At 41.8% G+C, this 15,250-nt stretch carries 11 protein-coding genes; all 11 read right to left on the bottom strand.

Annotated elements, in window-relative coordinates; all coding sequences use genetic code 11:
- Window positions 1-79 precede the first annotated feature (79 nt).
- Window positions 80-814 (bottom strand): TfpX/TfpZ family type IV pilin accessory protein, encoded by a 735-nt coding sequence (tfpZ, locus tag FTU66_RS08765; protein WP_180112675.1) that lies wholly within the window; start codon window positions 812-814, stop codon window positions 80-82.
- 174 nt (window positions 815-988) lie between these two features.
- A complete protein-coding gene (locus FTU66_RS08760; protein ID WP_257222076.1) occupies window positions 989-2,599 on the bottom strand; it encodes a PglL family O-oligosaccharyltransferase in 1,611 nt (536 codons plus the stop codon).
- 91 nt (window positions 2,600-2,690) lie between these two features.
- Window positions 2,691-3,137 (bottom strand): pilin, encoded by a 447-nt coding sequence (locus tag FTU66_RS08755; RefSeq protein WP_180112671.1) that lies wholly within the window; start codon window positions 3,135-3,137, stop codon window positions 2,691-2,693.
- A gap of 469 nt (window positions 3,138-3,606) precedes the next feature.
- The gene (locus FTU66_RS08750) at window positions 3,607-4,167 is read right to left on the bottom strand and encodes a TPM domain-containing protein (RefSeq protein ID WP_180112669.1); all 561 of its coding nucleotides are present in this window, start codon (window positions 4,165-4,167) and stop codon (window positions 3,607-3,609) included.
- Window positions 4,161-5,264, bottom strand: coding sequence for a YgcG family protein (locus tag FTU66_RS08745; protein WP_180112667.1), 1,104 nt, complete (start codon window positions 5,262-5,264; stop codon window positions 4,161-4,163). Before FTU66_RS08745 ends, FTU66_RS08750 begins: the two co-directional genes overlap by 7 nt.
- A 19-nt stretch (window positions 5,265-5,283) precedes the next feature.
- The gene (locus tag FTU66_RS08740; protein ID WP_096901276.1) at window positions 5,284-5,874 is read right to left on the bottom strand and encodes a LemA family protein; all 591 of its coding nucleotides are present in this window, start codon (window positions 5,872-5,874) and stop codon (window positions 5,284-5,286) included.
- Between the two features lie 291 nt (window positions 5,875-6,165).
- On the bottom strand, window positions 6,166-7,587 hold the full coding sequence (locus tag FTU66_RS08735; RefSeq protein WP_180112666.1) for an FAD-dependent oxidoreductase: 1,422 nt from the start codon (window positions 7,585-7,587) through the stop codon (window positions 6,166-6,168).
- Window positions 7,588-7,678: 91 nt separating this feature from the next.
- Window positions 7,679-12,154: a glutamate synthase large subunit gene (gltB, locus tag FTU66_RS08730; protein ID WP_180112665.1), complete on the bottom strand. Its 4,476-nt coding sequence runs from the start codon at window positions 12,152-12,154 to the stop codon at window positions 7,679-7,681.
- A 585-nt stretch (window positions 12,155-12,739) separates the two neighbouring features.
- Complete coding sequence (locus FTU66_RS08725) at window positions 12,740-13,585, bottom strand: hypothetical protein (protein ID WP_180112664.1); 846 nt, start codon at window positions 13,583-13,585, stop codon at window positions 12,740-12,742.
- A 10-nt stretch (window positions 13,586-13,595) separates the two neighbouring features.
- On the bottom strand, window positions 13,596-14,675 hold the full coding sequence (aroB, locus tag FTU66_RS08720) for a 3-dehydroquinate synthase (protein ID WP_180112662.1): 1,080 nt from the start codon (window positions 14,673-14,675) through the stop codon (window positions 13,596-13,598).
- An 18-nt stretch (window positions 14,676-14,693) separates the two neighbouring features.
- Complete coding sequence (aroK, locus tag FTU66_RS08715) at window positions 14,694-15,236, bottom strand: shikimate kinase AroK (RefSeq protein WP_004974468.1); 543 nt, start codon at window positions 15,234-15,236, stop codon at window positions 14,694-14,696.
- Window positions 15,237-15,250 lie beyond the last annotated feature (14 nt).

Here is a 15,250-nt window from a genome sequence, read left to right as displayed (position 1 = left end):
GTTTGATTGGAATTCTGCCACTTTTAAAATGGAATGATCGCATGGGAAATACTGAAATTCCCCCTTTTAATTGAAGCGATTACTTCCATGGTCTGAGGTCTACTATTTTGATGATGCTTGCAGATTCTTTATTGACTAAGACCACCATATCTATTGCATTGGCTTTTAAAGGTAACCACGCATCTGCTTTTGGATATTTTGCTAAAGTTTTTTCAACGTCTGTTTTTGGGTTGTACCGTTGCAGTTCTACAAGCGATAATGCACGTTGTTGGATTTGGTTTTTTGCTTGAGTCAGTTCTACATAACGAGCAGGCTGTTGAGCAAGAGAAATACCACCTAATGCCTCGGTAAACATATCATTCTGACGCTGCTGTGGACTTACTGCTAATTTTACTGCAGCAAATTGTGGACCAGTCCATGATACCTGTTGAAATTGAGGTTGTGCTTGGTGAATATTTTCTAAAATAAGGTCATTTTTTCGCACTAATTCAAAACGATCTAGATTATAAACTAACCATGCAGGACGACCTTGTTCAATACTAAACACCCCATAACACAAAGCCGCGATTTGAATGAGAATAATGACACTCAGGTCAAATTTGAGTGTTTTTTTACCTACTTTATAGACCAATAAACCTAAAAGTGGCCCTAAAATCACGTCGATGACCAATAACATTAAAAAGAGGTCAGTCACACCAACAGCTGTGGCAAGTGGTAACGGATACCAAATAAAAAAGACCAATCCAATCACCAATAAAGCGATTAGAAACGAGAATGATAAATGACTGAGAAAAAATTTTAGGCGTTTTGACATAAGAAAGTTCAACTACCATGATCTATTTAATTCAATTGAAAAATTTGAAATTACATCGAATACAAACCTCTTTAATCAATCATATTTATTTCTCCTATTATTTTCAATAAATGTTAAAACAGCTCAAAATTCAAAAATAAACACATTTTATCTATACCCGCACAAAGACTAATGCTACTCCGACTTTTTCCATTGATAAGCATTAGAGTCATGAATAGAGTATAAAGCATCAATTTCAATATTTTTATTATATAACCTATTTAATATATCCAAATAATGTTTAGATTTTTCTTCTTGATTATTTAACAACAAAACTTGTGCATATTTGTATAAGTTATTTGGTGTGGCATACCTATACGTTACTTTTTTCATCCACAGTAATTCTTCTTTAGACATATTTTTTTCAGGAGCTGTTCGTATATAACGAATTCTTTCACTTAGTTGGGTCATAAGCAATAGATTTGGAGCCGCCTGTGTAACATGCGTTTTTCCTATATTTAAAATTTCAGCTCGAACCAATCTTGTATCCTGCTCAATCTTTACATATTCATAGAAGATAGTCCCATATAAAACAATTGCACACCCATAAAAAATAATTATTTTTTTCTTAGACAAATTAATAACATTTTGGAAAGAACTATCTACATATACATATCCTATTAAAAAACCAACAGGCAATAAAAAAGTCGCATATTCCAAAGGAAATTCGAGCATCCCATGACTAATCACAGCACCAATCATTGCAAGCGCAATAAAATTTTCCACCGTATAAGCAAGCTGACCTAATTTAAATAACCAATAGGCAAAGAAAACAATAATCAATGTTCCTATAGGAATGCCATTCCAAATCAGTAAATCAAGTAAAACATTATGGCTATGTTCCGTCCATTCCGTAGTTGGATAACTTGAAAAAATACTAATTTGAGCAACACTGACTTGATTCCAACCATAGCCCCATATTGGCTCTTGTTTTAAAGCCAGAATTAATTGGTGCCACATAGGAAGACGTGTAAAGCCAGATGTCGTACGCTCAACAACATTATTTATACCAATTAGGCCTAAATAATGAGATGCAATTGGCAGTACGTAAGTAAAACTGGCAAAAATCCCTAAAAAATACCAAATACTGTTTTTCTTTAATCGTGTATTTAAAGGATTATATTTCCAATACCACCACACAACAAAACATATTGCATACACCCAAACAGAACGAGACTGAGTTAATGCAAGACAAAGTAGCAACAGACAGGCTAAACTTGTACTAGCGATATAGTTAATTTGCTTTTTTTCAAATAAATATAATACTGCTAGTAAGCTTAGAATCAAAAAAGTCGCACAATTATTAGGTTGGGCAAAATTTGCAAAAGGTCGATTATGTGGGATATCAATTATCCATATACCACCATTTGTCAGCAACAACCACTGTTTCAACATCATATATGATGACAATAATGAAGAAAAAATAAAAATCCAACTAATAAACATTAAAGTTTGTTTTTTATTATCTTTTTTCGTCAGGTTAAAACCTAACAATATACTACATGCAAAACTAAATATATAAATTGCTGCAATAACTGCATCACCAAAAAAGTAAACTTTACCAAAGAAATACTGTACTAAAGGAATCAATGCAATAAAGAAGACAAGCGTAATATATCGATCTATCATTATTTTATTTTTATTGAAGATTAATATTAAAAATGCGACCAAAAATAATAAATAGATTGAAAATTCATGATAGGCACTTAGCCAAGGATAATAGCGATTGGGTAATACATAAGCCAAACATCCCAATAGAAATATGACCAAATACAGATACTTTTTCAACATTCACCCCAAAAAAAAAAGGAGGTGAAACCTCCTTTTTTAAATACTGCTATTGGCCACGGCAAGAAGACGGTAAATATTTTTTAGGCATATCAGAACTATCACATAGCCATGATGTAACATTACCACCTGATGTACCTTGAGGAGTTAGTGTAATAGTTTTTCCTTTTGCATCTTTTAAACCATCATCTCCTGTTGCTGTAACTGTGATTGTACCATTATTACCAGTTGCAACAGATTGAACGTATTTAGATACTGGACCAGCACCCGAAGATTCACAACCATAATTACCTGCTGTTGGTAGCGAAGTACCACCTCCAGTTTGAACTGCTTCAGTTACTGCAGTACGACAAGTCGAAGCAGCAAGAACAATTTCAGATACTTTCGCACGTACTGTGTAATCTTGGTATGCAGGAAGTGCCACTGCAGCCAAAATACCAATAATCGCGACAACGATCATTAATTCGATAAGGGTAAAACCTTTTTGAGCGTTCATAAACATTCTCCACAAATGTTTGTTAATTTAATTATAAGCTTTGTAAGCTATTTTAATATTAGCACTAAACGTGCCAACTTTTATTATAGACAATTCTCATAAAAAAACAGCATCTTACACATAAAAAATTTAGAACTTTTAATTCGACTGTGTATTTTTGTTAAAAAGTGACAATAATTGTCAGATTTAAAATTTCAGCTTAACAAATTTTGTCATTTTTAGAGAAATAGATCACAATTTAAATTATTACATCATCCGTTTTTTATGTATTTGATTTAAATTTCAGCAAATTTAAGCTGTGTGCAGTAATCAATTTTGAGCTTTTTCTACCTCTATGCTTTAAACAGAGTAAACCATCTATGACACAAGCGAAAAATTGTAAAATCTCAAAAGTAAAGTTTTATATAGCAAAAATCATGAATAATCCCTCCCCCATCTTTCAAAGAGAGGGACCTAAATTGACAAAAATCTATCCTAAAATAATCGGCGCATTCCCCAGTTCATTCTGTGTATCTAGCAACTGGCAGTCATAAAAATCATCCAAAATTTCACCAATTTCTTGCACACCAGTGATTACCGCTTGCCGATACTGCTGCTGTGCCAACCCCTGCACAATATGCGCACAGACTTCATCCCACACCTGTTGCGTGGTCGCGGTTTTAATGCCACGGTCAATCACTATTTCCACCTTGCGCTCACACAAATTCAGGTACAGCAAAACCCCGCTGTTCAATTCAGTATCCCAAACACCCAATTCTGCAAATAATTGGCGCGCACGTGTATGCGTATCTATCGCATACGCCAACCGCGAGGGTAAACAACCTTCAATCACCACCTGAATTTCACCCACATGCCCATGCTCGGCAGCAGTCACCGCTTCTGCAATGGCATGCTGATCCTGAGCATTAAAAAAACGTTTGGTGGCAGGTAAATAAAAGAAATGCTTCAGCCAACGCTTTACACTCGGACGGGCTACAATGTCCATTTTCGGTTGAGTAATAATTTCTGTTGTATCTGTTTTGGTTACCATGATCCTGATGCTCCTCCCCCACCAAAGCCACCACCGCCGCCGCTATAGCCACCGCCACCAAAACCACCGCCACCATGTCCGCCTCCACGCCCTGCAGAGGACAAGAAAATTTGGAAAATGGTCTGTGCAATCGCAGTGATGAGTAAAAAGAAAATTCCCGCGCCAATCATTAAACTGGTGATTAAGCCTGCACCATTAACCAAACCTGCCACTGTACCTGCCACGGCAGCGGTTGAAGCACTTAAGCGTTTTCCGACAATCAGTGAGCCAATTACCCCCGCAATTAAAATAAATAAAGCAGTGCTCAAGGTTTTTTCACGCGCCTGTTGTTCTTGCAAGGCTTGTTCCTGACGCTGTTTCAGTTCTTGCGCTGCCTGTGCCGCAACTTCGGGGTCTAAGTTTAAAATCCGTTCAATTTCTGCCAAGCCTGCGTCAATGCCTTGTGCATATTGCGCTTGTTTAAAATACGGCGTAATGCGTTGGTTAATAATCCGACTGACTACAATATCGGGCAGCACGCCCTCTAAACCATAACCTGTTAAAATCTGAATCCGACGGTCATTGACTGCAATTGCCATCAACACACCATTGTCTTGCTTGGCAGAACCAAGCTGCCATTGTTCTGCGACCCGCATGGCAAAATCAAAAATATCTTCCTGCCCTGTGGTCGGTACAATCACCACGCCAATTTGCGCTTTGGCTTGTTGATGTAAATTTAAAATCCGCTGGCTGATTTGCTGTTTTTCTGCAGCAGTGAGCAAATTGGCTTGATCGACCACGGGCTGATTCAAAGTCGGCAAAGCACGGATGGATTCACCCTCTGCCATATCATTGGCAATTTGCGGTTGCTGAACGGGTTTTTCTATAGGTACTTGCTGAGTGCTCGATGTAGACTGGCGTGAGTTTGCAAGATCTGGGATGGGGTTGGCATTTTGAGGATGCTGTTGCTGCACAATTTTACCCAGCACTACAGCTTCGGCAGTTTCATCAGTTGCAGTGGCAACTTCACTATATGCCAAGCAGCTGAAACACATAATTGCCATGAGCAGCAGCATCTGCACTAGATTCATGCGGGTCTTGCTGTGCGATTGCAGCATCCAGACATCCTCCTAGTCGTTATTCAAACGAAACTTTCGGTGCTGTTTGTGCGCTTTGTTCGGCACTGAAGTTTGGTTTGGTGTCCATACCAATGACTTTTGCGGTCATCACTTGCGGGAACTGACGTGCATAGCTGTTAAAGTCTTGCACTGTGCTGATGTAACGGTTACGTGCCACGGCAATACGGTTTTCTGTGCCTTCCAGTTGTACTTGTAACTCACGGAATTGCTCATTGGCTTTTAAGTCTGGATAATTTTCAGACACGGCAATTAAACGCGACAAGGCACTGGTCATTTGCGCCTGTGCTTCCTGATATTTCTGGAATAACGCAGGGTCTTCTAATACCGACTTATCCACTTTTAAACCTGCGACATTGGCACGTGCCTGAGTGACTTCAGTTAATACCTGTTCTTCGTGTTTGGCATAGCCTTTGACTACATTCACCAAGTTTGGCACTAAATCGGCACGGCGTTGATATTGGTTTTGGACTTCTGACCAAGAAGCAGTCACGGCTTCATCTTTCACTTGTAAGGTGTTATAGCCACAGCCGCTTAAAGTCAAAGTACTGGTTAAAGCCACTGCGAGCATGGTTTTTTTTGTGAAATTCATAAATTAACCTCTAACTTATCTTTGTACTTGTTTGAAATGATTTCATTCTAACGTGAAATTCTGACCTGTTTGTGTATTTTGTTTAATCGGAGATATCACCAGACTGTTTGCATCAAAAAATAACCTTGTATAGCAGATTAAATTGATATTGAAGTTTCAGCTCTTAAACCTTATATGAATCAGAAATGGCAATACATTCCACATGAAGATGAGCTGGATAAAATATCCATTAAAAAAGGACTGAATTCCTTAAAACTCAGCCCTTTCAAGATCTAAGCAAAATAAACTCGTTTAGAGCTCTAAATAATCTAAAATACCTTCTGCCGCCTGACGACCTTCCCAAATTGCAGTCACGACCAAATCAGAACCACGCACCATGTCACCCCCTGCAAAAATTTTCGGGTTAGACGTTTGGAACTTAAATGTTTGCTGTTCTGCTGCCACCACACGACCTGAACCGTCTACCCCAACATTGGCAGAGGCAAACCAATCTGCAGGGCTGGCACGGAAACCAAAAGCGAGCAATACCGCATCGGCAGCTAAAACTTCTTCTGAACCTGGCACAGGTTCTGGGCTACGACGACCACGACTGTCGGGCTCACCCAATTGCGTGGTGACCACTTTCACACCTGTGACTTTACCATTTTCACCAACAATTTCTATGGGTTGACGGTTAAATAAGAAGTTCACCCCTTCTTCACGGGCATTGGTCACTTCACGACGTGAACCTGGCATATTGGCTTCATCACGACGGTAGGCACAAGTAACTTCCTGTGCACCTTGACGAATAGAAGTCCGGTTACAGTCCATGGCAGTATCTCCACCACCCAGTACAATCACTTTTTTGCCTTCAACACTGATGTATTCTGCAGGGTCTTTTTCCCAGCCTTGGCAACGGTTGACATTGGCAATCAAGAAATCCAGCGCATCATAAACACCATCTAAATCTTCACCAGCAAATCCACCTTTCATATAGGTATAAGTGCCCATGCCCATGAACACGGCATCGTAATCTGCAAGCAATTGTTCAATCGTGATATCTGTACCAATTTCGGTATTTAAACGGAATTCAACCCCCATGCCCGAAAAAATTTCTCGGCGGCGTTTCATTACGTCTTTTTCCATTTTAAATTCTGGAATACCAAAGGTAAGCAAACCGCCAATTTCAGGACGTTTGTCAAAGACCACAGGTTTGACTCCATTACGCACCAAGATATCGGCACAGCCTAAACCTGCAGGGCCTGCACCAATAATCGCCACTTTTTTATCGGTCCATTTCACATGCGACATATCTGGACGCCAACCCAAGGCAAAAGCAGTATCGTTGATGTACTTTTCGGCATTGCCAATGGTGACTGCACCAAAACCATCATTTAAAGTACATGCGCCTTCACACAAACGATCTTGCGGACAAACCCGTCCACAAACTTCAGGCAAGGTATTGGTTTGATGACACAATTCTGCCGCCTGAAAAATACGACCTTCCGAAATCAGTTTAAGCCAGTTCGGAATGTAGTTATGCACAGGGCATTTCCATTCACAGTACGGGTTACCACAGCCCAAACAACGATGGGTCTGATTGGCCGCTACTTCTGCAGTAAACGGTTTATAAATTTCCACAAACTCATTTTTGCGGACATCGAGATCTTTTTTCTCTGGATCTTGGCGTGCTACATCCAGAAATTGAAAGTCATTATGTAGGCGTTCTGCCATGTCTTTCTCCGTAGGTGGATGTGGATAACGCGACATTTACACTGGGTATAAGTCGAAAGTTATCCACATCTGCCGAATGCTGAGTCGTGGATTATTGTGGATCTGCTTGGGTGGTTTTCAACAAAGTCTGCAAGTTGGCAGCTTTTGGTTTTACCAACCAGAATTTACGGCTATAGAAATCAAACTCATGACGGATCTTATACGCCCACGCACTGCCTGTTTCAGCAATGTGTTCATCTAAAATACGTCCTAAGAATGCTTTATGTTCTTCCATCGCTTCAGTCGAAATACGATTCAGCTCAATCAGTTCGTGGTTGTAACGATCTACAAAGTCATTATCCAAATCCAGTACATAGGCAAACCCACCTGTCATACCCGCACCAAAGTTGTGTCCCACTTTGCCCAATACCGTGACAATTCCGCCAGTCATATATTCACAGCAGTGGTCGCCTGCACCTTCAATTACCGCAAACGCGCCCGAGTTACGCACCGCAAAACGCTCGCCCGCAGTGCCCGCAGCAAATAATTTACCACCAGTTGCACCATAGAGGCAGGTATTACCAATAATGGCCGTATTCTGCGTTTGGAATGGCGAACCTTTTGGTGGGAAGATGGAAATACGTCCACCCGCCATGCCTTTACCCACATAGTCATTGGCATCACCTTCAAGTTTGATATGCAAACCACCTGCATTCCAAACACCTAAAGACTGCCCTGCAGTACCTGTAAGATTCACTTTGACAGGATGATGTTCCATGCTCAAGTTACCATAACGACGCGCAATTTCACCTGAAATACGTGCACCAATAGAACGGTCACAGTTGCTCACATTAAAGTAATATTCGCCACCTGTACCTGCTTCAATTGCAGGCAACATCTCTGCAATCATTTTTTCAGCCAAGACGCCTTTATCAAATGGTGCATTGCCTTCAACTTGACAGTATTGCGCTTTGCCTTCTGCCGCAGGGTGTGATTCTAACAAGGCACTTAAATCAAGATGTGCATGTTTTTCAGTTTCACCTGGTAAAATTTCCAGTAAGTCGGTACGACCAATCAAGTCTTTCAAGCTAGCAACACCCAGTGCAGCTAACCATTCACGGGTTTCTTCCGCAATGAAAGTGAAGAAGTTGATCAGCATTTGTGGTTCACCAATATAGTGTTCCTCACGCAAATGATCTTGTTGAGTCGCTACCCCAGTTGCACAGTTATTTAAGTGGCAAATACGTAAGTATTTACAACCTAAGGCAATCATTGGGGTTGAACCAAAACCGAAGCTTTCCGCACCTAAAATTGCCGCTTTCACCACATCTAAACCAGTTTTTAAGCCACCATCGGTTTGCACACGAACTTTGCCACGCAAGTCATTCACACGTAATGCCTGATGCGCCTCACTTAAACCCAACTCCCACGGCGAACCTGCATGGTGAATAGATGACAGTGGCGATGCTGCTGTACCGCCATCATAGCCCGAGATGGTAATGAAGTCGGCATAGGCTTTGGCTACACCTGCTGCAATGGTCCCCACGCCTGGTTCAGATACCAACTTGACCGATACCATGGCTTGTGGATTGACTTGTTTTAAATCAAAAATCAATTGTGACAAGTCTTCAATCGAATAAATATCGTGATGTGGTGGTGGTGAAATCAAAGTTACACCTGGCACAGAGTAACGCAAACGTGCAATCAAGCCATTCACTTTACCACCCGGTAACTGACCACCCTCGCCTGGTTTTGCACCCTGCGCCACTTTAATCTGCAACACTTCTGCAGAGGTTAAGTAAGCAGGTGTTACCCCAAAACGTCCCGAAGCAATCTGTTTGATTTTCGAGTTACGAATCGTGCCATAACGTGCAGGGTCTTCACCACCCTCACCTGAGTTTGAACGCCCACCAATGGTGTTCATGGCTATCGCAATTGCTTCATGTGCTTCTGGTGACAACGCACCCAAAGACATCCCCGCAGAGTCAAAACGTGGCAGGATTTGCTCGACCGATTCAACTTGATCTAAGGCAATTGAATGGTCTGTTTTCAATTTAAAGAGATCACGAATGGTAGCAATTGGGCGATTATTTACGATTTCTGCATATTCTTTAAAATCTGCATAATTGCCTGAACGCACCGCTTTGTGTAAGGCATTAATCACATCTGGGTTAAAGGCATGGTATTCCTTGCCAAATACAAATTTCAGCAAACCACCCTGATCAATCGGCTTACGTGATTTCCATGCAGTGTCTGCTAGTTTTTTCTGATCATTTTCAAGGTCGGCAAAGGTTGCACCCTGAATACGACTTGGTACACCAATAAAGCAAGTATTCACCACTTCGGCAGATAAGCCAACCGCTTCAAACAACTGACCACCACGGTAAGATGCGACAGTTGAAATCCCCATTTTAGACAGAACTTTGAGCAAGCCTTTTTCAATGCCTTTGCGGAAATTGCTTTGTGCATAGACAGGGTCGCCCAACAACTCGCCTTTGGCAATCAAATCATTGATCACATCATAAGCCAAATATGGATACACCGCAGTTGCACCAAAACCGAGCAATACTGCAAATTGGTGCGGATCGCGGGCAAAGCCTGTTTCCACAATAATGTTGGCATCGGTACGTAAACCGACTTGTATTAAGTAGTGATGCACCGCACCAGTCGCCATGACCGCATTCGCAGGCAAGTAACCTTCACGGATTTTTTTATCGGTGAGTACCAATAAAGTTTTACCCTCACGCACCGCTTGTGCAGCAGTTTCGCAAATCCGTTGAATTGCAGCTTGCAAACCTTCGCTTTCGGCATAGTTCAGGTCGATGTCGGCAATTTCATAGCCTTTACGGCCCAAAGTGCGAATTTGGTGCATTTTGGAGTTGGTCAACACAGGGCTTGAGATAATCAAGCGGTCTGCATGTTCTGGACCTTGCTCAAATACGTTTTGTTCACGCCCTAAACAGGTTTCCAAAGACATCACGATCGATTCACGCAATGGGTCAATCGGTGGATTGGTCACCTGCGCAAACTGCTGACGGAAATAATCCGACACATGGCGTACCTGACGTGATAATACTGCCATTGGCGTATCATCACCCATGGAACCAACGGCTTCCTGACCACTTTCTGCGATTGGACGCAATAATTGATCACGCTCTTCAAAGGTCACCATAAACATTTTTTGTGCAGCTTTTAAGGCATCACCTTTTAAACCCTGATCACACAAATATTCTTCAAGCTCTGGGCTACCTTGTAAACGGATTGAATTTTCACGTAACCATTCACGATAAGGACGCATTCTTTTCAGATGGTTATTTACATCCTGCGTATCGAGCACTTTGCCAGTAAAGGTATCCACCACCAAAATTTGACCAGGACCAACACGTCCTTTAGAAATTACATCTTCAGGCTCATAACCCCACACCCCAATTTCAGAGGCCAAAGTAATGTAGCCATTTTTAGTGATCACCCAACGTGCAGGACGTAAGCCATTACGGTCTAACATACAGATGGCATGACGACCATCCTGAATCACTAAACCTGCAGGGCCATCCCACGCTTCCATGTGTTTAGAGTTAAATTCATAGAAAGCGCGTAAATCGGCATCAATGGTTTCGACGTTCTGCCATGCAGGCGGAACTAACATGCGCAAGGCACGGAATAAATCCATTCCGCCACCCACCAGAATTTCCAGCATATTGTCTAAGCTTGAGGAGTCTGAACCTGTACGGTTTACAATTGGGTTTAGCTCTGTCAAACCTGGCAATAATGGATTTTCAAATTTAGGGGTACGTGCCATCGCCCAGTTACGGTTGGCGGTAATGGTGTTGATTTCACCATTGTGTGCCAAGTAACGGAAAGGCTGCGCCAACGGCCAACGTGGCAAAGTATTGGTCGAGAAGCGCTGGTGGAACACCACAATATGTGATTCCAGACGTTCATCGGCAAGATCGGTATAAAAGTCTGCAATCGCTGCAGGCATCATCAAACCTTTATAGCTGATCACGGTTGAGCATAGCGTGGTCACATAAAAATATGGATCGGCAGTCAATTGCTGCTCGGCACGACGACGCGCCAAGAATAATTTGCGGTTAAATTCAACTTCAGTCACACCCAATGGGCAATTGACAATAATTTGCTCAAAAGCAGGCAAAGACTGCATGGCGATTTCGCCCAATGCCTCATTATTGGTTGGCACCACACGCCAAGCCAATACTTTACAGCCTTCTGCTTCAATTTCTTTGGTCAGGATATTTTTAGCATGTGTCGCTAAGGCAGGGTCGAGGTTCAGAAATACTGTACCCACTGCAAAAATTTCGCTCAGAGTAATGTCACTTAAGCGTTTTGCTTCTTCGCGGAAAAATTGCTTTGGCATCGCCAACAGCAAACCACATCCATCGCCCGTTTTACCGTCTGCAGCAATACCACCACGGTGGGTCATGCAACTTAAACTATGAATGGCAGTCTTGACGAGATCATGGCTTGCACCACCCTGCATATGGGCAATTAAACCGAAACCACAGTTATCTTTAAACTCATCCGGTTGGTATAAACCTTGAGCGGGAGCTACAGTATTAGGCGATGGCATGTGCATAGCGTACCCTTCTTTTACTTGCCCAATTGGGCCAATTAAACAATCTGTTTTTGCGATTTAACTCAATTTACAACTCTAAACATCAACCTTGGGTAAATGAAATGTCACACATTTATTTCAATCAATACCGATTAAAAAGCCTGAGTGACCGATTCATCATTTACGCAACTTTTACACTTTAATGTAGCAGGCAAATTTGACAGTTTCGCACAATCATTGAATCTTTTTTGCGCCAAAATAGGGACAACAACTCAATTCACGCACCAATAAAAGCAAAAACAATGCCAACTTTATTTTTTATTCGCACATGAGCCAAATCTCAGCTTTAATCCTAAAAATGTAAAATCAGATCACATTTTTAAGTCAAATTCGCACTATTTTTGTGCATTTCATTTTTTTTATACACCATGCTGCTCCATTTTAGAACGCATTTTTTAGTGAGAAGAATAATTTTTTTAGATCAAATTGGTGCAATTGAGCCAAAATAGCTCAATGCAAATAATAGACAAAAAGGATAAAGCTCAAGTAGCTATTTGAATGACTCGACTTGAGCTAAAAGAATATTGGAAGTGTTTATGATTAGTTAAAAGGATCTCGCACTTCAGGTTCAGGTGCATCTGGCTGAGCAGGTGCTGTACCACTTTGTGATTTTTGTACATCAACGACATTACCCTCCTGATCACGGCGGGTAATTGTAGTGCTGGTGGTACTATTTTGCGGTGCAACTGCCTGCGTAGTCGGTGCAGTCGTTGTGGTTGCAGGTGGTCGTGCCAAAGCACTTTCATCTATTTTAGGCACAGCTGCTGGACGTAAATTTACCGCATATAGCTTAGTGCTCAGCCCCATTTCATCCGCCCCTAAATCATTGACATAAGGACGATAGTCAGCAAATTGCACCACAACAGGCTGAATCGTTTCAGGAAATTTGAATGGCAATGCGGTCAAAGTCTGTGCAGCGTCGCGTTTATTGCCAAAACTGCCATATAACATCACATATTGTTCAGCCTGCCCCTCACCGCTTAAACGGATATAAAACAGCTTGCTCCGATCTGTTTGCTTTTTAATAAAACTTTTAATGATGTTTTCATCATTGACCCGAAACAGTTCAATCGTGCTATTATTTTTTTGTTCCTGAATAAATTTAGTACCGCGAAACTCAGCCTCATGCAAACCAGAAGCCGTTAAACGCGTGGTGAGTTCCAAAGGTCTGACTTCTTCTTGCAAGCCACCCAAATAGGTGGTTGCAGCAACCTTCTCGGGTTGAATTTGTAATTCAATTTCAGACTCTGGTTGTTTTTCAATTTCAACCTGTTCTTCACGGTCTGTCACCGCCCAAAAAATCAGTGCCGCCAATAAACACAGCACCGCGCCCAGCAACCAAATTGACTGTTGAATTTTTTGCCAGTGTGTACGCAGTGCTGTCATATGCTGCCTTTTATGCTTGATTGGCTATAATCGCCTGTTTCATCAATTCTAAGTCAAACTCTTTGGTGATGATGGCTTGACCCAGTTGCTTCATGAGCACCAAACGTAATTGACCATTCAGCACTTTTTTATCGTGTGCCATATAAGCCAAAAACTGATCCAGTGGAATTTGCGGACATACTATCGGTAAATTGGCGCGAGAAATGATATTTTTTGTACGCTCTACATCTTCGGCAGAAATCCAGCCCATACGCTGTGATAAATCGGCTGCCATTACCATCCCTGTCGCAACAGCTTCACCGTGTAACCATTCACCATAACCCAAATAAGATTCAATTGCGTGCCCAAAAGTATGCCCAAGATTCAATAAAGCGCGTTCACCTTGCTCTTTTTCATCATTGGCAACAATACGCGCTTTATGTGCACATGAACGATATACCGCTTCTGCCAGTACAGCAGGATCACGCGCCACTAATGCTTCCATGTGCGTTTCAAGCCATTCTAGAAACTCGACATCACCCAAAAGCGCATATTTAATGACTTCAGCCAAGCCTGCAGACAGTTCACGCTCAGGCAAGGTATTCAGCTGAGACATATCTGCCAACACCACTTGTGGCTGCTGAAATGCACCAATCATATTTTTGCCTAGTGGGTGATTAATCCCTGTTTTACCACCGACACTGGAATCCACCTGTGACAATAAGGTTGTTGGTACTTGAATAAAATACACGCCACGTTGGAAACTTGCCGATGCAAAACCTGCCATATCACCAATCACACCACCGCCTAAAGCCAGCACGGTGCAATCACGGTTAAAACCAGCTTCCAGCAAGGCATCAAAAATAAGGGTGAGATGCTGAATATCTTTGTATTTTTCTCCATCAGGCAAAATACAGGTTGCCACTTTCTTGCCCAGTGCTTCAACAGCCGTCACATAGTGATTTAAATACAAAGGTGCAACCGTGGTATTGGTCACAATCATGACTTGCTGACCTTTAATATAAGGTGCAAGTAATTCTTGGGGCTGAAGATCACTGCCAATAAAAATTGGGTAACGGCGATCGCCAAGTTCAACGTGTAAAGTCTGCATGAAAAAGTCGCTTTCTACCTAAGATATTTGCTCTGAAACAATCGTATTTAAGATTTTTTGCGCCAAATCACGCGCAGCACCCTGATTAGTTTCGATAATATAATGTGCCACCTCACGATACAACGGATCACGCACTGCAAGCAAATCACGTAATCTTTGTTCGGGGTTTTCGACTTGAAGTAAAGGACGGTTTTTGTCGCGATAGGTTCGCTGAAGTTGAATTTCGACAGGGGTATACAGATAAACAACAATACCACGTTGTTTTAAGAAGTCTCGATTCGGGGCTTGAGTCACCGCACCGCCACCTGTAGCAAGTACAAGTTTATGCCGTGTGGTTAACTCATCAATAACCGCTGTTTCACGACTACGAAACCCTTGTTCACCTTCTTTTTCAAAGATCCAAGGAATCGTAGCGCCAGTTTTGCGTTCAATTTCATGATCACTGTCTAGAAATTCACGCCCTAACAATTCCGCCAAATGGCGTCCTACAGTGGTTTTGCCTGCCCCCATCGGCCCTACCAAATAGATATTTGGTAGGGTGTCAAACTCTTTGCTTAGCAAGGAGTCACCTATAA

The organism is Acinetobacter sp. YH12131 (genome assembly GCF_013418635.1).
Lineage (GTDB): Bacteria > Pseudomonadota > Gammaproteobacteria > Pseudomonadales > Moraxellaceae > Acinetobacter > Acinetobacter towneri.
This window is presented reverse-complemented; position numbering and strand designations above follow the sequence as displayed.

Bases quoted from the DNA above. Each gene is read 5' to 3' on its own strand.
- tfpZ (WP_180112675.1), bottom strand. From the start codon at position 814: ATGTCAAAACGCCTAAAATTTTTTCTCAGTCATTTATCATTCTCGTTT.
- FTU66_RS08755 (WP_180112671.1), bottom strand. From the start codon at position 3,137: ATGAACGCTCAAAAAGGTTTTACCCTTATCGAATTAATGATCGTTGTC.
- FTU66_RS08750 (WP_180112669.1), bottom strand. From the start codon at position 4,167: ATGGTAACCAAAACAGATACAACAGAAATTATTACTCAACCGAAAATG.
- FTU66_RS08745 (WP_180112667.1), bottom strand. From the start codon at position 5,264: ATGCTGCAATCGCACAGCAAGACCCGCATGAATCTAGTGCAGATGCTG.
- FTU66_RS08740 (WP_096901276.1), bottom strand. From the start codon at position 5,874: ATGAATTTCACAAAAAAAACCATGCTCGCAGTGGCTTTAACCAGTACT.
- FTU66_RS08735 (WP_180112666.1), bottom strand. From the start codon at position 7,587: ATGGCAGAACGCCTACATAATGACTTTCAATTTCTGGATGTAGCACGC.
- gltB (WP_180112665.1), bottom strand. From the start codon at position 12,154: ATGCCATCGCCTAATACTGTAGCTCCCGCTCAAGGTTTATACCAACCG.
- FTU66_RS08725 (WP_180112664.1), bottom strand. From the start codon at position 13,585: ATGACAGCACTGCGTACACACTGGCAAAAAATTCAACAGTCAATTTGG.
- aroB (WP_180112662.1), bottom strand. From the start codon at position 14,675: ATGCAGACTTTACACGTTGAACTTGGCGATCGCCGTTACCCAATTTTT.